The organism is Solihabitans fulvus (genome assembly GCF_008386585.1).
Lineage (GTDB): Bacteria > Actinomycetota > Actinomycetes > Mycobacteriales > Pseudonocardiaceae > Solihabitans > Solihabitans fulvus.
Map to the genome: position 1 here is coordinate 240,079 of NZ_VUOB01000022.1, position 22,906 is coordinate 262,984.

Annotated in this window: 22 protein-coding genes; 4 read left to right on the top strand and 18 right to left on the bottom strand. The window is 71.2% G+C overall.

Annotated elements, in window-relative coordinates:
* Positions 1–38: 38 nt before the first annotated feature.
* Positions 39–1,394 carry a GGDEF domain-containing protein gene (locus F0L68_RS13855; RefSeq protein WP_223198766.1) on the bottom strand — a complete coding sequence of 452 codons (1,356 nt, stop codon included), beginning with the start codon at positions 1,392–1,394 and terminating at the stop codon, positions 39–41.
* Positions 1,395–1,853: 459 nt separating this feature from the next.
* Positions 1,854–3,101 (bottom strand): MFS transporter, encoded by a 1,248-nt coding sequence (locus F0L68_RS13860; RefSeq protein ID WP_149849933.1) that lies wholly within the window; start codon positions 3,099–3,101, stop codon positions 1,854–1,856.
* Positions 3,102–3,583: 482 nt separating this feature from the next.
* On the opposite strand from F0L68_RS13860, the gene F0L68_RS13865 reads away from it, so the two are divergent.
* Positions 3,584–4,273 (top strand): GH25 family lysozyme, encoded by a 690-nt coding sequence (locus tag F0L68_RS13865; protein ID WP_149849934.1) that lies wholly within the window; start codon positions 3,584–3,586, stop codon positions 4,271–4,273.
* Between the two features lie 21 nt (positions 4,274–4,294).
* On the opposite strand, the gene F0L68_RS13870 is transcribed toward F0L68_RS13865, so the two are convergent.
* The 4 genes from F0L68_RS13870 to F0L68_RS13885 form a co-directional block, all read right to left on the bottom strand.
* Positions 4,295–5,725 (bottom strand): MBOAT family O-acyltransferase, encoded by a 1,431-nt coding sequence (locus F0L68_RS13870; RefSeq protein ID WP_149849935.1) that lies wholly within the window; start codon positions 5,723–5,725, stop codon positions 4,295–4,297.
* 157 nt (positions 5,726–5,882) lie between these two features.
* Positions 5,883–6,851 (bottom strand): 23S rRNA (guanosine(2251)-2'-O)-methyltransferase RlmB, encoded by a 969-nt coding sequence (gene rlmB, locus F0L68_RS13875; protein WP_149849936.1) that lies wholly within the window; start codon positions 6,849–6,851, stop codon positions 5,883–5,885.
* Entirely contained in the window at positions 6,851–8,242 is a 1,392-nt protein-coding gene (gene cysS / locus F0L68_RS13880) for a cysteine--tRNA ligase (RefSeq protein ID WP_149849937.1), read from the bottom strand. Before cysS ends, rlmB begins: the two co-directional genes overlap by 1 nt.
* Positions 8,243–8,320: 78 nt before the next feature.
* Positions 8,321–9,007, bottom strand: coding sequence for an HAD family hydrolase (locus F0L68_RS13885; RefSeq protein WP_149849938.1), 687 nt, complete (start codon positions 9,005–9,007; stop codon positions 8,321–8,323).
* 149 nt (positions 9,008–9,156) lie between these two features.
* On the opposite strand from F0L68_RS13885, the gene F0L68_RS13890 reads away from it, so the two are divergent.
* Complete coding sequence (locus F0L68_RS13890; RefSeq protein ID WP_149849939.1) at positions 9,157–10,440, top strand: alpha/beta hydrolase; 1,284 nt, start codon at positions 9,157–9,159, stop codon at positions 10,438–10,440.
* Positions 10,441–10,516: 76 nt separating this feature from the next.
* On the opposite strand, the gene ispF is transcribed toward F0L68_RS13890, so the two are convergent.
* Genes ispF through F0L68_RS13905 form a run of 3 tightly spaced genes read right to left on the bottom strand, consistent with a single transcriptional unit; the run spans position 10,517 to position 12,190 of the window.
* Positions 10,517–10,987, bottom strand: coding sequence for a 2-C-methyl-D-erythritol 2,4-cyclodiphosphate synthase (gene ispF, locus F0L68_RS13895; RefSeq protein ID WP_149849940.1), 471 nt, complete (start codon positions 10,985–10,987; stop codon positions 10,517–10,519).
* Positions 10,984–11,670, bottom strand: coding sequence for a 2-C-methyl-D-erythritol 4-phosphate cytidylyltransferase (gene ispD / locus F0L68_RS13900; RefSeq protein ID WP_149849941.1), 687 nt, complete (start codon positions 11,668–11,670; stop codon positions 10,984–10,986). The genes ispF and ispD overlap by 4 nt, the downstream gene beginning before the upstream one ends.
* A 31-nt stretch (positions 11,671–11,701) precedes the next feature.
* Positions 11,702–12,190: a CarD family transcriptional regulator gene (locus tag F0L68_RS13905; RefSeq protein ID WP_137813911.1), complete on the bottom strand. Its 489-nt coding sequence runs from the start codon at positions 12,188–12,190 to the stop codon at positions 11,702–11,704.
* A gap of 332 nt (positions 12,191–12,522) precedes the next feature.
* Here F0L68_RS13905 and F0L68_RS13910 point away from each other — a divergent pair, with 332 nt between their 5' ends.
* Both F0L68_RS13910 and radA read left to right on the top strand, forming a co-directional pair.
* Positions 12,523–13,278, top strand: coding sequence for a copper chaperone PCu(A)C (locus F0L68_RS13910; protein WP_149849942.1), 756 nt, complete (start codon positions 12,523–12,525; stop codon positions 13,276–13,278).
* 58 nt (positions 13,279–13,336) lie between these two features.
* Positions 13,337–14,752 (top strand): DNA repair protein RadA, encoded by a 1,416-nt coding sequence (gene radA, locus F0L68_RS13915; RefSeq protein ID WP_149849943.1) that lies wholly within the window; start codon positions 13,337–13,339, stop codon positions 14,750–14,752.
* 9 nt (positions 14,753–14,761) lie between these two features.
* Here the strand turns inward: radA and F0L68_RS13920 are convergent, their stop codons facing one another.
* From F0L68_RS13920 to F0L68_RS13955, 9 genes are all read right to left on the bottom strand, one after another.
* Complete coding sequence (locus tag F0L68_RS13920) at positions 14,762–15,754, bottom strand: CU044_5270 family protein (protein ID WP_149849944.1); 993 nt, start codon at positions 15,752–15,754, stop codon at positions 14,762–14,764.
* Positions 15,747–16,271: an RNA polymerase sigma factor gene (locus F0L68_RS13925; RefSeq protein ID WP_188316557.1), complete on the bottom strand. Its 525-nt coding sequence runs from the start codon at positions 16,269–16,271 to the stop codon at positions 15,747–15,749. Before F0L68_RS13925 ends, F0L68_RS13920 begins: the two co-directional genes overlap by 8 nt.
* Before the next feature lie 102 nt (positions 16,272–16,373).
* On the bottom strand, positions 16,374–17,117 hold the full coding sequence (locus tag F0L68_RS13930) for an ESX secretion-associated protein EspG (protein ID WP_149849946.1): 744 nt from the start codon (positions 17,115–17,117) through the stop codon (positions 16,374–16,376).
* A gap of 181 nt (positions 17,118–17,298) precedes the next feature.
* Positions 17,299–18,597, bottom strand: a complete 1,299-nt coding sequence (locus F0L68_RS13935; RefSeq protein WP_149849947.1) for a hypothetical protein — start codon at positions 18,595–18,597, stop codon at positions 17,299–17,301.
* Between the two features lie 19 nt (positions 18,598–18,616).
* Entirely contained in the window at positions 18,617–19,204 is a 588-nt protein-coding gene (locus tag F0L68_RS42335; protein WP_188316558.1) for a DUF3558 family protein, read from the bottom strand.
* Complete coding sequence (locus F0L68_RS42340; protein WP_188316559.1) at positions 19,201–19,686, bottom strand: hypothetical protein; 486 nt, start codon at positions 19,684–19,686, stop codon at positions 19,201–19,203. Before F0L68_RS42340 ends, F0L68_RS42335 begins: the two co-directional genes overlap by 4 nt.
* 183 nt (positions 19,687–19,869) lie before the next feature.
* Positions 19,870–21,180: an ABC transporter permease gene (locus F0L68_RS13945; RefSeq protein ID WP_223198784.1), complete on the bottom strand. Its 1,311-nt coding sequence runs from the start codon at positions 21,178–21,180 to the stop codon at positions 19,870–19,872.
* A 5-nt stretch (positions 21,181–21,185) separates the two neighbouring features.
* Positions 21,186–21,884 carry an ABC transporter ATP-binding protein gene (locus F0L68_RS13950; RefSeq protein WP_149849949.1) on the bottom strand — a complete coding sequence of 233 codons (699 nt, stop codon included), beginning with the start codon at positions 21,882–21,884 and terminating at the stop codon, positions 21,186–21,188.
* On the bottom strand, positions 21,881–22,885 hold the full coding sequence (locus F0L68_RS13955; protein ID WP_223198785.1) for an efflux RND transporter periplasmic adaptor subunit: 1,005 nt from the start codon (positions 22,883–22,885) through the stop codon (positions 21,881–21,883). The genes F0L68_RS13950 and F0L68_RS13955 overlap by 4 nt, the downstream gene beginning before the upstream one ends.
* Positions 22,886–22,906: the final 21 nt, after the last annotated feature.

The window sequence follows — 22,906 nt, forward strand, 5'->3', positions numbered from 1 at the left end:
GCCACGGCAGGGACCCGTGGCGCGCGCCCGCTCGGGGCTCAGAACAGGGCCGACTCCACCTGGTCCCCGGACCTAGGGGCCGGCACGGGCTTCTCGACCTCGCCGACCTCCGCGGCGCGCACCTGGTTGCGGCCGTTCTCCTTGGCCTCGTACAGCGCCGTGTCGGCGACGTGCTGCGCGGTGGCCATGGTCGCGCCGCAGGTGGGGATGGACGCGACGCCGATCGACGCGGAGATGGCGCGCAGCTCGTCGCGGCACTCGGCCGGGGTGGCCTCGCCGCGCCCGAGCAGCGTGATGGCGTTGCTGTGCTTGTCGGTGGTCGGCACCGCGAGCGCGCCGATGGCGTGCCTGATCCGCTCCGCCGCGGCGACCCCGGCCGCGAGGGTGGTGTCCGCGAGCACCACGACGAACTCCTCGCCGCCGTCCCGCCCCGCGAGATCGCCTGGCCGCAGCTTCTCGCGCAGGATCCGGCCGATCTCGGCGAGCACCGCGTTGCCGGCCGGGTGGCCCCAGCTGTCGTTGATGCGCTTGAAGTGGTCGAGGTCGATGGCCAGCACGGTGACCTCGTTGCCGAGTTCGCGACATCGCGTGACCAGCCGCCCCGCCTGCTCGGCCAGCCCGTTGGAGTTGAGCAGCCCGGTGCGGAAGTCGGTGTGCGCGTCCTTGCTGAGCCGTTGGTGCGCCTGGTACTGCTCGCGCACCAGCCGCTCGAGGTGCTGCTGGCGCTGGCGGGCGTCGTCGAGCATCCGGTTGGCGTAGCTCAGCGGCAGCACCACCAGCAGCGGCGCGGCCCAGTGCCCCGACATCAGCAGCCCGAGAATGGCGCCGCCGGCCAGGGTGATCATCTCCATGAGGTTCTCGGACCGGGTGCCGAGCACGTCGCGCCACGCCGTCGCCGGCAGGGTCAGCTTCATCGCGCCGCCGACGGCCAGCGCCTGCGCGCCGTAGTACACCGCGCCCGCCAGCACGAACACCGCGATGACGAGCAGGTCGCGCAGACCCGTCACACCAGCGTGGGCCTGCACGCCGGTGACGCGGACCAGCGTGCTCGCGGCGAGCATGCTGCCGAGCATCTCGGCCGAGCTGAACAGGTAGCGGTAGGGCTGGCGGCGGGCGATCGGGTAGGTGAGCGCGCGGATCAGCACCGCGACGAGCACGGCGAGCGCCGCAGGCAGCACGACGACGGCGGCGAACATCCAGACCGAGGTGAGTGTGAAATGTGGCCCCGCGGCCGAATCGCGGCGGTCCTCCTCGGCCCGTTTGACCACGGAAAGGTGCACGACTATCGCGGCAGCGAGGGTGCCGAACCGCAGCCAGTCAGCGTGACCGGGCACGCCGCCGGTCGCGACGAGCCACACCACGCCGGCCAGGACGGCCACTTCGAAACACAGCACATAGGCGACGGCCTTGCCGGGGAGTGACCACAGCTGCCAGGCGCGCGGATCTGTGAGCGTACGGTTACCCCAAATATGGCGCTGGCCGGTCAAAATCCTACTCAACCGGGTCTGTTCGACGCGGTCGCCAGCGACACAACCCAAGCCAGCTACGGACAGTGGCTGCGCGTCCCCAGGAATGGCTGGAGGTGAGTGCCGTGCGTTACGACCGTGAGTGGTGAATCCCATTGGAGCCCCCCTCTTCTGCGTCGACGTCCGGGAGGTGAGTCCCATGCGCGAGGACCGCGAGTGGTGAACAGACACCGTCGAAGTCCGTCGTCTTTTCAGTTGTCGCCCGGGAGGTGAGCACCGTGCGTAAGGACCGTGAGTGGTGAGTCGGCCGGCCGTTTCCCGCTGCGCAGCGGGCATCGTCCGAACTGGGCGTGTTGCCTCGTAATCGCGCGTGCCGGTGAAGGCGTTTCACGTCGTCACCTCCGCGTTCGCGATGCGTCGCGCCCGGTTCCAGCCGAGCGCCGCGCGCAGCGCCAGGAGCACACCGACACCGCCAGCGCCCGCGACCGCAGTGCTGACGGAACCGAGGAGCTGGGCAAGGACCCCACCCAGCGCCATTCCGCCGCCCTGGCTGGCGCGCAACGCCGTGCGGGCGATGCCGTGCGCCCTGCCCCGGTAGGCGTTGGGCATGATGCGGCCCCAGGCCGAGCGGGCCGGCGTGTGATAGGCCCCGGCCATGGCCGCCAGCGCGAGCAGCGTGACGGTGCCGACCAGGTTGGGATGGGCGGCGAGCACCACCAGGGGCGCGAGCGACAGCACGGCGAGCGGCCCGACCAGGCGTTCCCGCCGGCGTTCGTCGCGCACGAGCCGGTAGAGCAGGAGCACACCGAGGACGTTCGCGGCCGGTTCGACCGCGAGGATCAGGCCAGCGGCCCACGGGGCGCGTAGCTGCGTGGCGAGCGGCACCGCGAGTCCCTGCGGGACCATCGCGAAGCCGGCGAGCAGCCGGAGGCCGAGAATGCTGCGCAGCCGGGGGCTGCCGAAGATGAGGCCGAGCGCGCCGCCGTCGAGCGGGGCGTGCGGCGCCGGCGAACCGTCCGGGGTCACCCTGCGGACGCGGACCGGGGCGGCAGCGGGGCGGGGCAGCACGGTGACCTGCACCAGCACCGCGACCAACACGAAGGTCACCGCGTCGGCGGCGAGCGCGACGTGCGGACCGAACGCGGTGGCGACGACCCCGGCGCTGGCCAGCCCGACCATCTGCGCCAGGTCGGCCGATGAGCCGAACAGCGCTATCCCGTCGTCGTAGTGTTTTGGGGGCAACACCAGCGGCAACGTGGCTTCCTGGGCGGCCAGGAACGGCGAGGCCACCATCTGGACGGCGATCAGCAGGGCGATCATCGCGGGCAGCGGGGTGCCGGGCAGCGCCATCGCGGCGACGAGGCCGGCCTGGAGCCACGCGCAGCAGAGCATCACCGCGCGGCGCGGGTAGCGGTCGGCCATCCAGGCGAGCAACGGCCCGGAGACGAGCGTCGGCAGCGTCATCATGGCGTAGGTCAGCGCCGTCCAGGCCGGTGACCTGGTTCGCTCGAAAACCAGCAGGGAGAGCGCGACGGCGGCGAGCTGGTCGCCGGCCGTCGACACGGTCGCCGAGATCCACAGCCCGCTGAACTCGCGGCAGCCGATCACGGCACGGAGGGCACCCGGTTGTCTCACGCCGCCTCCCGGCGTGACCGCGCTGGTGACCGAGTCACGTTACCCCCGCACGAAGTAACCGTTTCGCCTGCAAGAACGGTAGAAGCTGGTGGTAGGTCAATCCCCTCCCTACCTCAGGGTTTACCTGAACGGAGCATATAGGTGACAGATAGTAGTTGAATCCCGGGTTGCCGATAAATTTGCGAACTCGGATTGATACCGGAAAAGCCCAACTGTGTCGACGACTTCGCACAGTGACTAAGGATTTGTCGGACAAGACCGCCATTCGAACCTGGAACCAGTGATGTCGAGTCGCATGGCGTCGACGGCGGCTCGCGGTGAGCGGGTAACCCGCGCCGGGCGCGACGCGACCGGGCCGAAATACCCGCCGACAGGCGAGTGCTCTGCGGGCGGGTCCGCTCGCACCGTCGAGACCCGCCGCGTCGGTCGCCTATGCTCGGCCCGCCGCCAATCGGGTGGTTTCGGGTGGTCTGGGGGATTTCATGGCGAGGCGCTGGTTGCTGGTCGCGGGCGTCGCGATGGTGTTGGCGGCGGTCGCGGGCGTCTGGTGGCTGGCCCACCCGACCAAGCCGTCGAAGGGCTGGCCCGCGCTGCGCTCCGGGGAGCGCTACGGCATCGACGTGTCGGCCCACCAGGGCGACATCGACTGGCCCAAGGTGGCCGCCGACGACGTCTCCTTCGCCTACGTCAAGGCGACCGAGGGCGAGGACTTCCTCGACCGCACGTTCGCGAACAACTGGGCGGGCGTGGGCAGGGCGGGCCTGCCGCGCGGTGCCTACCACTTCTTCTCGCTGTGCTCGGCCGGCGAACCACAGGCCAAGTTCTTCCTGGACACCGCGCCACCGGACCCCACCGCGCTGCCTCCGGCGCTCGACCTGGAGCTGGCCGGCAACTGCGCGGCGCGCCCCGAGCGGGCCGTGATCCAGCGCGAGATCGCGGCGTTCCTGGACAAGGTCGAGGCGGCCTGGTCACGGAAGGTCGTGCTGTACGTCGGCGACGACTTCGACGTCATGTACCCGGTGCGCCAGCCGCTCGCCCGCCCGCTGTGGTACCTGCGCGCCGAGGCCCGACCGGACGTCGACTGGCTGATCTGGCAGCTGCACGGCAATGCCCACGTCGCCGGGATCACCGGCGAGGTCGACCTAGACGTGCTGCGCGACCAGGGCAGGTGAGCGGCCCGCCGTCGCAGGGGATCAGAACTGGTAGTAGAGGAACGGGCTGAACGTGCCGGCGGCGACCAGGATCGACGCGTACACGACGCCGACCGTCATGACCGCGATCCGCACCGCCATCGCGCCCCTGCTGCGCGAGGACTCGATGAACGGCCCCGTCACCGGGTGCGTCGGTAGCACCACGATCACCAGGGCGAGCAGCAGCAGGACCACCCGCTGGTTGGTGGCCGCCGAGGCGACCGTCCTGCTGACGCCGTCGAAGTCCGGCACCAGCATGTGCCCGAACAGGTTCAGCGCCTCGCCGATGTCGGCGGACCGGAACAGCACCCAGCCGAACACCACCAGCACCATGGTCAGTGCCCGCCTGGCGAGACGCTTGCCCCTCGCGGCCGGGGTGCGGTCCCAGCGCATGCGCCGCTCCAGCACGAGCAGCCCGCCGTGGTAGAGGCCCCAGATCAGGAACGTCCAGTTCGCGCCGTGCCAGAATCCGGTCAGCACGAACACGATGCCGAGGTTCCGGTAGGTCCTGGCCACCCCGCGCCGGTTGCCGCCGAGCGGGATGTAGACGTAGTCGCGGAACCACCTGGACAGCGACATGTGCCAGCGGCGCCAGAACTCCGTGACCGTCACCGAGGAGTACGGCCTGGCGAAGTTCTCCGGCAGCCGGAACCCGAGCATCCGGCCGAGGCCGATCGCCATGTCGGAGTAGCCGGAGAAGTCGAAGTAGATCTGGAGTGTGTAGCCGATCGCGCCGAGCCACGCCGTGCCGAAGGTCAGGTCGGCGCCGTGCGTCGCGAAGCACGCGTCGACCAGCGGCGCGATCGAGTCGGCGACGATGACCTTCTTGCACAGCCCGAGCGCGAAGCGCGGGAACCCGGCGGCGATGTCGTCCAGCCGGTGCGTGCGCTGCTGCGGCAGCTGGTCGGAGATCTCCCGGTACCGCACAATCGGGCCCGCCACCAGCTGCGGGAACATCGCGATGTAGGCGATGAACGAGACGGGGTTGCGCTGCGCCGTCCGCTCGCCCCGGTAGATGTCCACCACGTAGGAGATGTGGTGGAAGGTGTAGAAGGAGATGCCGATCGGCAGCGCCAGGTGCGTCACGGCGAGGTCCGCGCCGAACACCTTGGCCAGGTTGGCGAACTGCTGCGTGGCGAAGCCCGCGTACTTCCACACCACCAGCACGGCGAGGTCGATGCCGACCACCGCGATCAGCAGCGGCCGCCTGCGCCGCCATGGCTCCTCGCGGCGCACCTCCAGCGCCGGGCCAGCCAGGTAGTTCACCGCCATGCAGCCGAGCAGCAGCAGCGTCGTCGCCCCGGCGCCGGCCGCGTAGAACACCAGGCTCGCCACGGCGACCACCCCGTTGCGCCAGCTCCTCGGCGTCGCCAGCACGGCAAGCAGCACCGCGGGCATGAAGTACCAGAGGAACAGCGGGGTAGCGAAGGACATGACCTGGCCTTGCAACTAGGGGACGGCCAGCGACTCTAATCCGCGCGGTGCTCGCATTCCGCCAGCTTGGCCAGTTTCCTACCGTGACCTAGCCGACGTACCGCGCCCGCCGCCCCGGATCGGGACGGCGGGCGCGGTGGAAAAGCCCAGCTCAGACTCAGATGCGGCCGGCCGCGCGCCGCCTCCTGGCGACCTCGGCGAGCACCACGCCCGCAGCGACGGAGGCGTTCAGCGACTCGACGCCGGCCGCCATCGGGATGGACACCGTCTGGTCGCAGGTCTCCCGCACCAGGCGGGACAGGCCCCGACCCTCCGAGCCGACCACGACCACCAGCGGTCCGGTGGCCAGCTCGAGGCCGTCCACGTCCACGTCGCCGTCCGCGTCGAGCCCGACGATCATCAGGCCGCGCGCGGCCCAGTCCCGCAGCGTCCTGGTGAGGTTGGTGGCGATGGCGATCGGCACCTTCGCCGCCGTGCCGGCGCTGGTCCGCCACGCCACTGCGGTGATGCTCGCGCTGCGGCGCTGCGGCAGCAGCACGCCCTGCGCGCCGAACGCCGCGGCCGAGCGCACCACGGCGCCGAGGTTGCGCGGGTCGGTCACGCCGTCGAGCGCGACCAGCAGCGGCGGCTCGGTGGACTCCTCGGCGAGCTGGAGCACCTCGTCGGGGTGCGCGTACTCGAACGGCGGCACCTGGAGGCCGAGGCCCTGGTGCAGCGCGCCGCCGGTGATCCGGTCCAGCTCGCCGCGCGCCACCTCCAGCACGGAGATGCCGCGGTCGGCGGCCAGCCGGACGGCCTCGGCCACCCGGTCGTCCGCCTCGACGCCGAGGGCCACGTACAGCGCGGTCGCCGGGATGCCGGCCCGCAGGCACTCCACCACCGGGTTGCGGCCGGCCACCGTCTCGGGGCCGGACTCGCTCGCGTCGCGGCGGCGCTGCTTGGACTGGTCGACCTTTGCCTTCATCGCGGCCTGACGCTGCTTCGGGTGCCCTGGCCGCTCCTCGGCGCGCGGCGTCGGCCCCTTGCCGTAGAGCCCCTTGGACTTCTGGCCGCCGGACCCGGCGACCATGCCCTTCTTGCTGCCAGGCTTGCGCATCGCGCCCTTGCGCCTGGAGTTGCCAGCCATCAGCCGTCCTTCAATGTCCATTGTGGACCGTCGGGGGTGTCCTCGACGGCGATTCCGGCGGCGAGCAGGCGGTCCCGCACGAGGTCCGCACGGACGAAGTCGCGCTCCGCCCTTGCCTGCTGCCGCTCTTCGAGCACGGCCTTGATCAGGACGTCCAACGCCCGCACGGCGCCACTATCCACAGTGGACGCATCGTGCCATCTGTCCGAGAGCGGGTCCAGTCCGAGCAGGCCGGTCATGGCCCGCACCGAGCCGGCCGCGCCGCGCGCGCCCCTGTCGTCGCCCGCGTCGAGCGCCGCGTTCCCCTCGCGGACCGCGTTGTGCACGGCGGCCAGCGCGGCGGAGGTGTTCAGGTCGTCGTCCATCGCGGCGACGAACTCGGCGCACAGCGCGCCCGGCTCGACCGCGCCGGTGCGCTGCACGACCCTGCCGAGGAACGACTCGATCCTGCGGTAGGCCGACGCGGCGTCGGCCAGCGCGGCCGGGGAGTACTCGATGGTCGACCGGTAGTTCGGGTTGACCAGGTAGTAGCGCAGCTCCTGCGCCCGCACCCGGTCGAGCAGCTGCTCGATGGACACCACGTTGCCGAGCGACTTCGACATCTTCTCGCCGCTCATGGTGACCCAGGCGTTGTGCATCCAGTACCTGGCGAACCCGTCACCGGCCGCCCGCGACTGCGCCTGCTCGTTCTCGTGGTGCGGGAAGACCAGGTCGACCCCGCCGCCGTGGATGTCGAACTCGGACCCGAGGTACGCGGTCACCATCGCCGAGCACTCCAGGTGCCAGCCTGGCCTGCCCCGGCCCCACGGCGTCGGCCAGGACGGCTCGTCGGGCTTGGCTGACTTCCACAGCGTGAAGTCGCGCGAGTCGCGCTTGCCCCTGCCCTCCGACTCGCCCTGCTTGACCTCGTCGAGCCGCTGCCCGGACAGCGCGCCGTACTCGGGGAACGAGCGCACCGAGAAATAGACGTCGCCATCGGCCGCGTACGCGTGCCCGTTGTCGATCAGCCGCTGCATCAGCTCGACCATCTGCGGCACGTGCCCGGTGGCGCGCGGCGAGATGGAAGCGGGCAGGCAGCCGAGCGCGTCGTAGGCCCACTCGAACGCGCGCTCGTGCGTGGCCGCCCACTCCCACCACGGCCTGCCGGCCTCGGCGGCCTTGGTGAGGATCTTGTCCTCGATGTCGGTGACGTTGCGGACCAGCAGCACGTCGTCGCCGTCGCGGGCCAGCCAGCGGCGCAGCACGTCGAAGTTGAGGCCGCTGCGGACGTGGCCGATGTGCGGCACGCCCTGCACGGTCGCCCCACACACGTAGATCGACGCCGTTCCGTTCCGCAGCGGGTGGAACTCCCGCATACTCCGGGTCGCGGTGTCGTACAGGTGGAGGCTCACGCCAGAATGGTACGGGCGTCCGCTTGACGATGTGCCCCCGGACCGTCTACGCGGGCAGGAACGGTCCCACGGTGTGGGTCACAGGACCCCGTGCGCCGTCAGCGCGTCCAGCAACGCGGTCGGCCGCTGCGCCGTCGGCAGCGGCTCGACGATGGCCACGACGCTGCCGACCGCGGCCGCGCCGCCGTCGGCCTCCTCGCTGTCGCCGATCATCAGCGTGTCCGCCGGGTCGACGCCGAGCCGGTCGCAGGCCAGCAGGAAGATCTTGGGGTCGGGCTTGATCACGCCCTCCTGGTAGGACATCACCAGCTCGTCGACCAGCACGGTCGCGCCGTGCCGGTCGAACGCCGAGGTGATGTCCCAGGCGATGTTGCTGACCACCGCGACCGGGATCCCCGCGTCGGAGAGGCGGCGCAGCGCCTCCAGCGTGTCGGGATAGGGCTGCCAGTAGGCGGGGTCGAGCAGCCGCTCGTACAGCAGCTCGGCCATGCCCTCGCCGGTCACCCCGGCCGCCCGCAGCGTGGCGACGTACACCTCGCGGTGCAGCTCAGGGTCCAGGTCGCGCTTCTCCCAGGCCAGCTGCATTTCCTCGGACAAGTCGTCGGCGACGCCGACCGGGGCGGTGAGCCTGCGCATCAGCTCGGCCTGCTCCCGCACGTCCATCGGCGCGCCGGCGTCGTCCAGCAGGCCGTCGAACCAGGAGGACTCGTGCTCCAGCCGGAACAGCGTGCCGGAGAAGTCGAACAGCACCGCGCGGATCGTCACGACCGCACGCTACGTGGTCCAGACATCTGCGATCAACGAGACGTGACGGATCCGCCGAGCCTGAGGGTTCTCTCAGCGCCTCAGCGGTTTCTCAGCGGAAGCGGATCAAGGTCTGGTCCGTCAACAACTGCGCAACCACAGGGGGACACATGCTCAGGACGAGACTCCTGGCCTCCTTCACGCTCGCCGCGGCCACCGCCGCCGTCGTCGTGGCCGCCGCGCCTGCCTCGGCCGACCCTGCCGTCGCTCCAGTCACTCCCGTCGCTCCAGTCACTCCCGTGCTGCCGGCGCCGACCGGACCGCACCAGGTCGGCAGGGTGGACCTGCACCTGGTGGACCACTCCCGGCCCGACCCGTGGCTGCCCGAGCACTCGGACCGCGAGGTGATGGCGAACGTCTGGTACCCGGCGCGGGACGCGGATCGGCACCCGGTCGCGCCCTACCTCACCGCCCCGCAGGCGGCCGGACTGGCGCAGGGGGCGTTCGGGCTGCCCGCCGGCTCGGTCGACTGGGCCGCGACCAGAGGCAACGCCCACCAGGGCGCGCCGATGGACCGGAGCGGCGGTCCACACCCCGTGGTGTTCGTCTCGCCGGCGCACTTCAGCTCGGTCGACACCATGACCGCGCTCGCCGAGGACCTGGCCAGTCGCGGGTACGTCGTCGTCGGTGTCGACGACACCTACGAGGCGCCCGTCGTGCAGTTCCCCGGCGGGCGGGTGGCGACCGTCCAGCTCTCGGCGGTTCCGGTGCGGCTGCCCAGTGGCGACCTCGACCCGGCGAAGCTGCCGGCGCTGCTGGTCAAGACCACGCAGACCAGGGTGGCCGACGCGCGGTTCGTGCTGGACCAGCTCGCGCTCGCCAACGCAGGGCACAACCCGGACGCGGAGCGGCAGCCGCTGCCGCGCGGCCTGCGCGGCTCGCTCGACACCTCCCGCGCGGCGGCGGTCGGCGGGATCGCCATGGGGCCGGTCACCGTGTTGCAGCTCGCACATGACGACCGCCGGTTCGCGGCCGTCGCCGCGCTGTCGGACCTGTCGGGGCCGGTCACCGGCCTGGACCTGCCGGTACAGCGGGACGGCCTGGACCGCTCGGTGCTGTACCTGACCACCACGCGCGGCAGTCACGTCACCGACCCCGCCTGGCAGCCGTTGTGGCCCAAGCTGACCGGCTGGAAGCGGGAGCTGAACCTGGCCGGCGCGGTGAACGGCACGTTCAGCGACTTCCACGCGCTGGTCGCCGACGCCTACGGCAGGCTGGGCAGGCCGGTGCCCGACGAGGTGCGCGGCATGTTCGGCCCGGTCGACGCGGGGCGCTCGCTCGCGGCGCAGCGGGCCTACGTCGCCGCGTTCCTCGACCAGCAGCTGCGCGGCTGCCACCGAAGCCTGCTGGACGGCCCGTCGGAGGCCTTCCCGGAGATCACCTTCCCGGCCTGAATGCCTGGCTGCCCGAGGGCGGCGGCTCGCCGTGAGCCGCCGCTCCCGGACCGTCCTCGCGTCCTCGGCCGGTTGCTCAGGCGGGCAGCAGCAGCGCGGTCGCCATCGCCGCGATGCCCTCGCCTCGGCCGGTCAGCCCGAGCCCGTCGGTGGTCGTCCCGGAGACCGCGACCGGCCCGCCGACGGCGGCCGACAGCACGTCCTGGGCCTCGGCGCGGCGGGTGCCGATCCTCGGCGCGTTGCCGATGACCTGCACCGCGGCGTTGCCGACCCGGTAGCCCGCCGCCTCGACCAGCCTGCGCACCTCGGCGAGCAGCACCACGCCGTGCGCGCCGGACCAGCGGGGATCGCTGGTGCCGAACACCGAGCCGAGGTCGCCGAGCGCGGCGGCCGACAGCAGGGCGTCGCACAGGGCGTGCGCGGCCACGTCGCCGTCGGAGTGCCCGGCGCAGCCTGCCACGTCCGGCCAGTGCAGCCCGGCGATCCAGCACTCCCGGCCGGCCTCGATCGGGTGAACGTCGGTGCCGATGCCGACCCTCGGACTCATCCCACTCCCCGGGACAGGATCGCCTCGGCCACGGCGAGGTCGAACCGCGTGGTGATCTTCATGGCGTTCGGATGGCCTGCGACGGTGGACACCGGCACGCCGAGCCGCTCGACCAGGCCCGCGTCGTCGGTGGCCGGGCCGTCGCAGGTGACATGGGCTCGACGGAGCACGTCGGCATCGAAGCCCTGCGGGGTCTGCACGACGCGCAGCGCCGACCGGTCGGGTGTGGCGATGACCACGCCGTCCGCGTCGACCTGCTTGATGGTGTCGGCCACCGGGAGCACCGGGATCACGGCGGGCGACCCGCCGAGCACCGCGTCGACCACGGCCCGCACCACCTCGGGCGGGGTGAACGCGCGGGCGGCGTCGTGCACCAGCACGACGCGCGTGTCGGGGAACGTGCGGAGCGCGAACTCCAGCGCCAGCCGCACCGAGTCGGTGCGTTCCGCACCACCCGCAACGACGTCCGCCGCCGCGCCGACCTCGGCCAACGCGGCGGTGACGGTGTCGAGATCGGTCGGCGGGGCGGCCACGACCACGTGCCGCACGCAACCAGCGGCGAGCAGCCCGCGCACCGCGCGGACCAGCAGTGGAACCCCGTCGACCGGTACGAGTGCCTTGGGTATGCCGAAACCAAGACGCTCACCCCGCCCGGCCGCCGGCACGAGCGCCACCACGCTCATGTCGGCAATCCGGGACGGGAGGGTGTTGTGCTCAGGATGCGGTGGCGAGGACTTCGTCGAGAAGAACCTCGGCCTTGTCCTCGTCGGTGCCTTCGGCCAGCGCCAACTCACTGACCAGTATCTGCCGAGCCTTCGCCAGCATCCGCTTCTCACCAGCGGAAAGCCCACGATCCTTCTCGCGCCGCCAGAGGTCGCGCACCACTTCGGCCACCTTGTTCACATCGCCGGAGGCGAGCTTCTCGAGGTTGGCCTTGTACCGCCGCGACCAGTTGGTCGGCTCCTCGGTGTGAGGAGCACGCAAGACCTCGAAGACCCTGTTGAGACCCTCCTGGCCGACCACATCGCGCACGCCCACGATCTCGGCGTTGTCGGCTGGGACACGGACCGTAAGATCGCCTTGGGCGACCTTGAGGACGAGGTACTGTTTCTCCTCGCCCTTGATCACTCGGGTCTCAATTGCTTCGATGAGAGCGGCACCGTGGTGCGGGTAGACGACGGTCTCTCCGACCTTGAAAACCATGTGTCCTCTGCCCCTTTCGCTACCTCCCATCTTAACACGGCCAGCAATCCCTCTTCGAGTCGCTAACGATCGGTAACCGCAGGTCAGCGGCCACTTGAGGGGTTGACAAACCACACGTTCGCGTGCAAGCGGCCCTCAATCGGGCAAGCATCGGCCCAGCACAGCCATCCACAGTGGACGTTCCACGCGGCGGAGGAGGCACCTGGTGCCGGCCGCGTCATGCGCCCGGTTAGGCTCCGGAGTTGATGAACGGCCACCGCCGCGCGCCGCGCGGTGCCGGCCGCTCCGACTCGTTCTAAGGTCGCCGGTAAACCAGGAAGGATCCTGCAACCGTGAGCCGTGCACAGCAGAACTCGCCGGCGGGGGTGAGCCCGCAGGGCCTCCGCGTCACCGCGCGCAGGCGTGTGGTCGCGGTGGCCGCGCTCGCCATCGGCCTCGGCGTGGCCGTGGCCGGCTGCGGTGCCGGCCAGATCACCCAGACCGACACCCAGGTCGCCTCCGTGAACGGCGCGTCGGGCCAGCTCGGGCGGATCGCCGTGCGGGACGCCCAGCTTGCCTTCCCGGCCAGCGGCGACACGTTCTACTCGGCGAAGTCCAACGCGCCGCTGATCGTCACGATCGCCAACAACGGCGAGACCGCCGACCGGCTGGTCTCGGTCACCAGCGACGCCTCCGACGCGGCCATCGTGGTCGGCACCACCGACCTGCCGGGCGGCGTCGCCGTCCAGGCGGGCGTGGACAAGGACGACAGCACGGCCTCCTCGGCCCGCCCGTCCAGCAGCGCGCCGTCGCTGACCTCGACGCCGTCGGCGCCCTCCTCGGGCAGCACGCCGTCCTCGGGTTCGTCGGTCCCGTCCGGCTCGGCGTCCTCGGCTCCGTCGGGTTCCGCGTCCGCCAGCTCGGTCGTGCCGACCAGCTCGACGGTCGCCCTGCCGGTCGGCAAGATCCGGATCACCCTGCCGAACCTGTCGCGGGACGTCCGGTCCGGCCAGAACGTCAAGGTCAAGTTCGTCTTCGAGAAGGCCGGCACGCTCGAGCTGTCGCTGCCGATCGGCGCACCCGCCGACCCGCGCTCCTCGCACGCCTGACACAAGTCACGAAGGGTTCCGTCACGACACTCGGTGTCCTGGCGGGACCCTTCATGACATGTCGGGGGTGTGCCCTAGCGTTGCGGCCGTGGTGAAGAGCATCAAGCCCGTCCGACCGAGCTACCGCTGCGCCGAATGCGGCCACGAGGTGGCCAAGTGGGTGGGCCGCTGCCCGGAATGCCAGGCGTGGGGCTCCGTCGAGGAGTCCGCCCCGTCCCGCCCGACGCTCGGCACGGTGGCCGCTGGCGCGCCAAGCTCACCCGCCCGGCCGATCGCCGAGGTCGACATCGAGTCGGCGCGGGCGCAGAGCACCGGCGTCGACGAGCTGGACCGGGTGCTCGGCGGCGGCCTGGTGCCCGGCGCGGTGGTGCTGCTGGCCGGCGAGCCAGGGGTCGGCAAGTCGACCCTGCTGCTGGAGGTCGCCTACCAGTGGTCGAACCGGGGCGAGGGCCTGAGCCGGTCGCTGTACATCACCGGCGAGGAGTCCGCGGGCCAGGTGCGGCTGCGGGCCGAGCGCACCGGCAACGTGCACGGCGAGATGTACCTGGCCGCCGAGAGCGACCTCGGCGCGCTGATCAGCCACGTGGACACCGTCAAGCCGGGGCTGCTGATCGTGGACTCGGTGCAGACGATGTTCTCGCCGACCGTGGACAGCGCGTCCGGCGGCACCACCCAGGTCCGCGCGGTCACGGCTGGGCTGGTGGCGTTGGCCAAGGAGCGCGGCCTGCCCGTGCTGCTGGTCGGCCACGTCACCAAGGCCGGTGACGTGGCGGGGCCGAGGGTGCTCGAGCACCTGGTGGACGTCGTGCTGCACTTCGAGGGCGACCGGCACTCCGCGCTGCGGCTGCTGCGCGGGGTCAAGAACCGGTTCGGCCCCGCCGACGAGGTCGGCTGCTTCGAGCTGGTCGAGGACGGCATCGTCGGCGTGCCCGACCCGTCCGGGATGTTCCTCAACAAGCGGCAGACCGCCGTGGAGGGTACCGCGATCACCGTGATGGTCGAGGGCAAGCGGTCGCTGCTCAGCGAGGTGCAGGCGCTGGTGTCGGCCACGAACCTGCCGGCGCCGAGGCGCGCGGTGAGCGGCCTCGACTCGGCCAGGATGGCGATGGTGCTCGCGGTCCTGGAACGGCGCGGCCGGGTTCGCCTGTCCGACAAGGACGTCTACATCGCGACGGTCGGCGGCATGCGGGTGGTCGAGCCGGCCGCCGACCTGGCCGTGGCGCTCGCGGTGGCCTCGGCGGCAAGGGACATCCCGTTCCCGCCGGACATGGTCGCCATCGGCGAGGTCGGCCTGGCCGGCGAGGTCCGGCGCGCGACGGGTGTCGGGCGGCGGCTGGCGGAGGCCGCCAGGCTCGGCTTCACCAGGGCCCTGGTGCCGCCGGAGTCGGGCGACCTGCCGCAGGACGTCAAGGCCATCGTCGTGCCGGACCTGGGCAGCGCGCTCCAGGTCCTCTACGAGAACGCCGCCAAGTAGGCGACCAGATCACGGCGTTTCCCCGATCCCGTTCACGACGGCCGTGCTGATGGAGGAGATCGACTGAACCTCGCCGACTGGAACCATCGGGGCGAGAGCGTCGCCCGCGAGCTGCCGCAGGCCGATGAACTGTCCGTTGTCCGGATCGACCAGGATTTCCGACGCGGCCTTGCTGGGAACAGTGACGCGCAGGGCCAGACCACGCTGACCCGCCAGGTTCGGCACGCCGTCGGTGGCGGTGAGCGTTGGCAGGGCCGCCAGTGCTCGATAGAGCGCGGCGCGGGAGTCGACGGCCAAGGTTCCGCTGCCCAGCAGCCGCACCGCAATGGTGAACAGTCCCGCGTCGTCAGAGCTGCCGGCCTTGCTCGCTTCCCGGCGCAGCTCGTCGAGCATCCCGTGTGGGTCGTGGGGCTGATCGAGCAACACATAGCCCGGAAGCAGCGACGTGCAGGCTGCCCGACGGGCCGCGTCGACGCTTCCACAGGGTGCCCGCACTACGGTCGGGGCCTTGTCGGCGAACGGCTTCACGCGGATCATCCAGTCGCTGGACCGGTCGCCGGGGACCCACAGCTCAGCCGTCAGCTGGCCGCCCTTGACCGGTTGCATGATCTGCTGGGTCTCGATGGTGTAGCGGTACTGGCCGGGCCGAAGCGGCGGTTCGGGATGCTGTGATGTCTGGTCGGCGAGCTGGTTCAGCCGTCGCGATGCCGGGCTCAACTGGTCGACGAGTGGTGCGGTCGCTGAAGCGGTGCCCGGCGGAGAATGGTTCTCCACCACCAGGACCGCGACCAGCCCGATCACCACCGTGGCCGCTGCGGCCACCAGCAACCAGGCTCGTCGTCGCTTCGGCCGTGGCTCGGTCACGCGGACACCCGCGCCCTCGGCGTCCGAGGAGAGCAACCACGCCCGGCCCTCCTCGAAGGTCTGCTCGCTCATCTCGGGGGCGCTGCGGTGGATCTCGCGCAGCGCCTCGTCAAGCAGGTCGTCGATCGCGTCACGCATTGCTGCCCTCCCTCGCCTGGATGAACGTCTTCAGCCGGGTTCGCGCGCGATGTAATCGGGTGCGGGCGGTCGCCACCGGGATGTCCAGCGCCTCGGCCGCCTCCGTCACGCTCGGATCGGCCCAGGCCACCAGCAGCAGCACGTCCCGCTGCTCCGCCTTCAACGCGGCCAGTTCCGGGCTGAGCCGACCGGCCAGCACGCCGGCGTCCAGCGACTCGGTCAGCCGTTCGTCCGGCGCGGCGATCGGCAGATCCCTTGCGCCGCTTCGGGTCCACGCCCGCAGCCGCCGTTCCTCCGCCCGCGCGTGATTGCTCGCCAGCTTGGTCGCCACGCCGTAGAGCAGCGACTTGGCGTTGCCCCGCTCGGGGTCGAAGCGGTCGCGCTGCGCCCACATCGCCAGGAACGCGTCCGCGACCAGGTCGTCGGCGAGCTGGCTGCCGACCCGCGCCGCCAGGTAGCGGTGCAGCGGCCGCGCGTGCGTGTCGTACAGCGAGACGAGCTCGTCTCCGCCTGCCACGTCAGGCTCCTGTCCGTGCGTTCTTCGTGCGCACGCTGCTGGTTGGTCGCAGCCGCGCAAAACGTTCCCGGAACGCCCCGTGGACAGGTTTGCACGCCCCACTCAGCGGCCGGCGGCCTCGGCGAGGATCTCGCCGAGGCGGTGCGCGATGCGCGGGTTGTCGGCTGGCGCGACGGTGACCCACCGCTCGCCGTCCCGGCCGGCGCGCACCGAGTTCAGATAGCGGCCCGCGTCGGTGTCGAACCAGCTCACCCCGGGCAGCGCGGCGCCGTGGCCGGCCGCGACGCCGAACTGTCCGGTGCGCAGCACGGGACGGGCCATGATGACCTCCAGCTCCCGCAGCTGGGCGCGCTCCTGCTGGCTGAGCCGCGCGTGGTTGCCGCGACCGTGGTCGACCGCCGAGGCCGGCAGCGTGACCGAGCGGCCGGCGCCGGGACGGTTGGCGGGGGCCAACTCCACCACCGAGGCGGCCGCCGCGGTGTCGCGCACCCGGTCGAGGCCGATGGCGCGATCCCGTTGCACGGCACGGACCGCGTGGCCGCGCCGGACCGCCACCGTCGCCTTCACCGGCTCCTCGTCGTCGAGATCGAGCATGATCAGGGCGTCCAGCCGCAGTGCGGGCCCGGCGAGCAACCGCAGCGCGTCCTCGAGGTCGGGTGCCACGCGGCCGTGCCGAAACAGGCCGACGCGGGCCAGCTCGGCGTGCACGGCGGCTCGGATGCCGGCGCGTTCGTCCAGCGTCTCGCCGTGCGCGCGGACCTCGAGCGGGTAGGGGATCGGGCCGAGCCGCAGATCCTCCCAGAGCACGTCGAAGGCGGGCAGGGACAGCGTTGCGATCGAGTCCATGGACGCTTAGAGCTCCTAACACAATGGCGTTCGATCAGGGAGCGGCGGCCAGGTGGGCGAGATGTCTCGCAGGGGTCGTGACCGGAGGAAGGAGGCATGACGGAGTCATGGTGACTGACGACAACGCCGCAGATCGTCTGCCTGGGCGTCGCGAGCCGAACAGTCATTGTGTTAGGAGCTCTTACTCGCCGATTACCGGCGGCGCGACCAGTTCGCCGTCGCCCCAGATGTCCTCGGACTCGATCAGGTAGTCGGCGGACCTGTGCTCGAGGTCCTCCTCGCCCCGGCCGCCCCGACCGCCGCCGGCGGCCCCCATGCCGGACTGTCCAGCCGCACCACGGGATCCGGCCGCGGTGCGCCCACCGGCACCGCCAGCCGACTCACCGGGCCCACCCGGCAGCGCGCCGGCCCGGTTGCCGGCGTTGCCGGATCCCGGCGCGCCACTGCCGGGGCCGACGCCGCGCGACCCGACGCCCCGCGGGCCGATCCCGGAGGCACCACGGCCCCGGCCGTCGCCGAAACCCGTTCCACCGGGCGGGAAGCCGTCGAAGCCGGGCGGGTTCGAGCCTCGGGGGTTGACGACGTCGCGGCCGCCATCGGGCGGGCGGAGATCACCGTAGTCGCCGCGTGGCGGCGCTGTGGTGTCGGAGACCGTGGTCCGGTCGCGGGGGTAGGGCGCTGGCTGGGAACCGGGCGGCACCACCGGATTCGGACTGGGATAGCCGGGGTTCGGGCCGCGCCCGACCTGCGGGGCGGCGCCGATGCTGTCGACGCCGCCGCGGTTCGGGTCGCTGCCCTGGGTGGTGGTGCGGTACGACGGGTGGCTGATGGTGTTGCCGTAGTAGGGAATCTGCCCACTCGGCGGCCGGACCTGGTTGAGCTGCCCTGGGGTCTGGCCCGGCGCGCTGCCGTCGTCGGTGGTCGGCAGGTCGGTGAACGCGGGGAGCGAGGACGCGGCCGTGTGGAGCGACGTGTCGCGCGACTGCATCACCTGCACGGCCTGGTTCCTGGCGTCGTCGGACTTGTTCTTCTGCGCCGGGATCGTGACCAGCAGCGCGGCCATGGTGAGCGGATTCCCTGTCCTGGCGGCATCCTTGATCATCTGGCCGGGGTCGTACGGCACGGGCTTCGGCATGGCGTTCATCGCCGTGGCCGCCGCCGAGGTCTGTAGTTCGACGGCACCGCCCGCGATGGCGTGCTGCTGTCCGAGTTGCTGGGCCGCGTCCTGGAACTTGCTGAACTGGTCGCGGGCGGCGCTGGCGGCGGTGCCGGACCACTGCGCCTCCGAGCCGGTGTTGACGATCTGAAGTCCGACGGACACGTCCGTCCACTGCTGGCCGATCTGCCGCCAGGCGTCGGCGATCTCGCCGGCCGCACCGGGGTTGTTGTTCTGGGCGACCTGGTTCTCCATATCGCGATGTTGCATGCCAGGATAGTTCGCGTTCGACGCCGGGATGTCCGGCTTGTCTTTCGTGCTCATGGCGCAGCCCTCCCCGGCCCTACGGCAGCTTCGAGTCGATCAACTTGGCGATTTGCTCGGCCCGTTTGCACGACAGCGCGGTGTCGCTGGTGTCCTGCACAGTGCTTTCGATCTGGGCACTTGACGAGTCGGAGACGGCGATATAAACGCTACAGTCGCCCGTATTCGCCCTCGTCTCGATACTGTCGGGAAGTTCGGCGGCAGAATGCCTGCCGATTGACACCGGAGTGGGGGACTTTCCCGCGTAGTTCAAGGTCCGGATGCTCGCGTCGAGGTTCAGGGCGAGCGTGAAGCTGAACTTTCCTGGGGTGCTCCACCGGCAGGTCGGCGAACCGCCGACCGACTCGGGCCTGCCGGGCGTGGTGATGCCGACCGGGGTCGTGTCCGACGCGGTCAACAGGTCGCACGGCTTGATGCTCGCGAGGGGCGAGGCGTTGGCACTGCTGCCAGTCGGTGTGCCCGATGCGCTTGGGCTTCCCGCGTCGGAGACCGGCCGAGGAGTGCCCGAGCTAGTCCCGTCGCAGGCAGCTGTTGACAGCGCCAACCCAATACCCAGCGCGATCAGCGCGGAGCGGCCGCCGCGAGTCCGCATGATCGACGTCCTCACGCGCCCTGTCCTGGCTTCTGTAGGGCGTTTGTGGCGTTCTGGTCGACGGACCGGTAGTTGGCCACCGATTTCAGGACCGACTCCCTGAGCCCCTGGACCCTCTTGTGGAAGTCGGTGAGGAGGTCGGCCGCCAGCTGCCCCACCTTGGCGTTGACATCGCCGATCTGGTCGGCATAACCGCCGCCCAGTGGCGTCTTGGTGGTGAGGATGCGCGACTTCTCCCGCATCAGCGAGATCGTGTCGATCATGTCGTCGAACTGCTTGGCCATCGCCTGGGCCAGGTCGGGGCTGACGGCGAACTGGCCGGCCCTGGCCGCGGCCGCGAGCCCGTCGGCACGTGCGCCGAAATCCTGGATCACGCCGACGATTCCGAATGCCGCATTGTCGCTTGGACTGTCGAGCTGTCGGTTGGCCTGTTCGGCGTATTGTTGCGCTGACATTTGGGCAGCCTGCACGGTTGCATCGCCCGGCTGGTTCGCCATACATCCCCCTGGACGCACGATTGCCGTTCGGGCGAATCGTAGCGTCATTCAGGGGGTGTGGCACCGGTGTCGCGCCCGATTCCCTCGCCCGAACCATCGCGGTCGTCCGACAATTCCGCGCGATCCGGGCGAGGGTCGTTCAATCGGTCATCTCCCACCTAGGCAGGAAATGCAACGAGGCCATTATGCCCGCATAACCGTGGCGATTGGGATTCGCGCCGCGCGAATGGCCGGGATCGCGCCGCCGAGCAGGCCGGCGACGAGGCCCGCGATGACACCGGCCACCCCGGCCTGCCACGGGAACGTGAGGTCCTGGAAGTACGACGCACCCCGGCCGCCGGCCAGCGTGGGTGCCGCGCGCAGGGCCAGCGCGCTCGCGCCGATCGCGGCCGCGGCGGTGATCAGGCCCGTCAGCAGGGTTTCCGCGAGCACGATGCCGGCCAGCAGCATCCTCGGCGTGCCGACGGCGCGTCTGAGCGCGAACTCCTCGACGCGTTCGCCGACCGTGGCGAGGCCGACGTTGAGGATGCCGGCCACGCCGATCAGCAGCACCAGCGCCGCCATGCCGAGGAAGATCCACCGCATCAGTGCCAGCTGCGACTCGATCCGCTGCTTGGACTGGACCACGTTGATGTTGATCTGCTCGGCCTTCATGCCGGCGGCGACCAGCCTGGCGCGCAGGGTCTGTTCGAGGTCAGCCGCCCCCGGCGACATCAGCACCTGGAGGCTGCTGCCCCGGCTGCTGCCCAAACCCCCTGCCGGCAGCCAGTTCGTCAGCTCGTCGACGCGGACGTACGCCTCCGGCTGGTAGCTGCCGTCGTCCACCACGCCGACGATCTGCGGCGTCGGATCGGACGTCCCGCCGTCGATGTGCAGCTGCGCCGGCACCTGGTACCTGGCGAAGCCGACGGCGGCCTTCTTGTTCAGCACGATCCTCGGCGCGAGCGACGGCGCCGACGCGAAGTCCAGCCACTGTCCGGATTCCTGCCGGTACGGCTTGAACTGCCGCACGTCGCCGGTCATCGCGTTCAGTCGCAACTCGATGGCCTTGCCGTTCGGCTTCGGCGCGCCCTGGCTGCTCGGATCGGGGTAGCAGCCCGTCTGGTCGCAGATGACGTCCACCCTGCCGGGGCGGCTACCGAGGTTGTCGAACGACGAACCACCGGGGTTGATCGGGGTGACGTTGGGCTCGCCGATGACGGCCTTGCCGCTCGACAACGCGACCGCGTCGGGCCTGTCGCGCACCGTGTCCAGCGCGGTGGTCAGGGCGCCGGGGTCCTGTCCGCCGACGTACATCTGATGCGTGCCGTCCTTGCCGGACTGGAGTTCGATGTCGGCGATCGAGGCGCGCTGCACGATCTCCGAGCCGGCCTGCACGATCACCACCGCGAGCACGCCGAGGAACAGGCTGATCATCGACAGGAACGTCCGCAGCTTGCGCGCCCTGATGCCCTGGCCGCCGATGATGAGCGCGGAGCGCAGCCTGCCGGACATCCCGATCACGCGGGCACCCGCTGGGGCGCCGGGGCGAGCAGCCCGTCGTTGAGCCGCAGCACCCGGCCCATCTTGTCGGCGTGGTCCCGGTCGTGGGTGACCAGGATCAGCCCGCAGCCCCGCTCGGTCGCCGCGCGCAGCACGTCGACCACCAGGTTTCCGGTCTCGGTGTCCAGCGCGCCGGTCGGTTCGTCGGCGAGCAGGATCCTCGGCTCGCGCACCAGCGCCCGCGCGATGGCCACGCGCTGCTGCTCGCCGCCGGACAGCCTCGGCGGCTTGTGCTTGGCCAGGTGGCCGATGCCGACCTGTTCCAACGCGGCCAGCACGAGCGCCTTCCGTTTGCGGCGGGACCGCCAGCCCTGGCCGTTGACCAGGGCCATGGCCACGTTCTGGGCCGCGGTGAGGTGCTTGAGCAGGAAGAACCGCTGGAACACGAAGCCGAACTCCGCGCTGCGCAGCGCGGCGGACCTGCGCTCGGACAGCTTGGTGATGTCCCTGTCTCCCAACAGGTACTGGCCGCCGTCGGGCCGGTCGAACAGGCCGATCAGGCTGAGCAGCGTGCTCTTGCCCGAACCGGACCGACCGAGGATGGCGACGCTCTCTCCACTGTGGACGGTCAGGTCGACGCCAGCGAGGATCGTCCTCGGCTCCGACTGACCCTTGAGCGTCTTGGTGATTCCGGTGAGCTGGATCAGTGGCGTCATTTCGACCCCGGCTTGCCGTCGGCGCCGGGGGGAGCGGCCGGCAGGTTCGGGCCGGGCACCGCGATCGACTCGTCGCCGGTCAGACCGGTCTTGATCTCCACGACCTTGCCGTCGGTCAGGCCGAGCGTGACGTCCTTCGTCTGGCGAGCGCCGTCGGCGCCGACGACGTCGACCTTGCCCTTGCCTGCCGAGCCCGCGACGGCCTCGACCGGCACCACGAGGACGTTCGTCGCGGTCTCGGTGACCACCTCGAGGGTGACGGTCGCGCCGTTGATCATCTTCACATCGTCCGGCGCGGTGCACACGAGCCGCAGCCCGGTCGGGTCGGACGGCTTGGTTCCGTTGTCCTTGCCGGGAGTCTGCGGCAACTTCACCGGCGGCTGCTGGCCCTGCTGGCCGGGTTGCTGGCCGGGCTGGGTGCCGGTGCCGGTGCCGGTGCCGGGGTCGGCGGGCGGCGGGGGATCCGGGATGGTGCCGGCCGGCAGTGCGGCGATCGGGCCGAGCACGGCACACGGGAACGGACCCGGGCCGTCCTTGATCTGCGCCTGCGCCGTGGCGATCGCGCCGGAGACCCGGTACGCCTGCGCGCCGTCGACGTCCGCGACGATGCCGTAGCCGACGTGTTTCGCCGAGGCGATGGGCATTCCTGCGGTCACGGTGGACTTGTCGTCGACCAGCCTGCCGGAGAACGTGGTGCCGGCCGGGATCTCGACGCTGGTCGCCTTGCCGCCCGCCCAGATGTTCGCGATCTTGGTGGGTTTGGTCGGTGTGCTGTCCGGCGGCTTCACGTCGAGGTAGCGCACCTGGCCGTCGATCGGCGCGACGACCCCGAACACGGGGCTCAGCGCGACCTTCCCGGCCAGGCTCACCTTGTTCGACAGGTCCTGGTGGCTCGGCTTGACGGTCGTCATCGTCCTGCCGTGCTGTGCTAACTCGGGATTGGCCTGCTCCGGTCTGGCCGCCGTGCACGCCGCCGTACCGGCCAGGACCGCCGAGAGCACGAGCAAGCGGAGCAGGATCGG

Bases quoted from the DNA above. Each gene is read 5' to 3' on its own strand.
- F0L68_RS13905 (WP_137813911.1), bottom strand. From the start codon at position 12,190: ATGGTTTTCAAGGTCGGAGAGACCGTCGTCTACCCGCACCACGGTGCC.
- F0L68_RS42340 (WP_188316559.1), bottom strand. From the start codon at position 19,686: ATGGCGAACCAGCCGGGCGATGCAACCGTGCAGGCTGCCCAAATGTCA.
- F0L68_RS13950 (WP_149849949.1), bottom strand. From the start codon at position 21,884: ATGACGCCACTGATCCAGCTCACCGGAATCACCAAGACGCTCAAGGGT.
- ispD (WP_149849941.1), bottom strand. From the start codon at position 11,670: ATGAGCGTGGTGGCGCTCGTGCCGGCGGCCGGGCGGGGTGAGCGTCTT.
- rlmB (WP_149849936.1), bottom strand. From the start codon at position 6,851: ATGGCTGGCAACTCCAGGCGCAAGGGCGCGATGCGCAAGCCTGGCAGC.
- F0L68_RS13945 (WP_223198784.1), bottom strand. From the start codon at position 21,180: ATGTCCGGCAGGCTGCGCTCCGCGCTCATCATCGGCGGCCAGGGCATC.
- F0L68_RS13935 (WP_149849947.1), bottom strand. From the start codon at position 18,597: ATGAGCACGAAAGACAAGCCGGACATCCCGGCGTCGAACGCGAACTAT.
- ispF (WP_149849940.1), bottom strand. From the start codon at position 10,987: ATGAGTCCGAGGGTCGGCATCGGCACCGACGTTCACCCGATCGAGGCC.
- radA (WP_149849943.1), top strand. From the start codon at position 13,337: ATGTCGGGGGTGTGCCCTAGCGTTGCGGCCGTGGTGAAGAGCATCAAG.
- F0L68_RS13930 (WP_149849946.1), bottom strand. From the start codon at position 17,117: ATGGACTCGATCGCAACGCTGTCCCTGCCCGCCTTCGACGTGCTCTGG.
- F0L68_RS13890 (WP_149849939.1), top strand. From the start codon at position 9,157: ATGCTCAGGACGAGACTCCTGGCCTCCTTCACGCTCGCCGCGGCCACC.
- F0L68_RS13870 (WP_149849935.1), bottom strand. From the start codon at position 5,725: ATGTCCTTCGCTACCCCGCTGTTCCTCTGGTACTTCATGCCCGCGGTG.
- F0L68_RS13865 (WP_149849934.1), top strand. From the start codon at position 3,584: ATGGCGAGGCGCTGGTTGCTGGTCGCGGGCGTCGCGATGGTGTTGGCG.
- F0L68_RS13920 (WP_149849944.1), bottom strand. From the start codon at position 15,754: ATGCGTGACGCGATCGACGACCTGCTTGACGAGGCGCTGCGCGAGATC.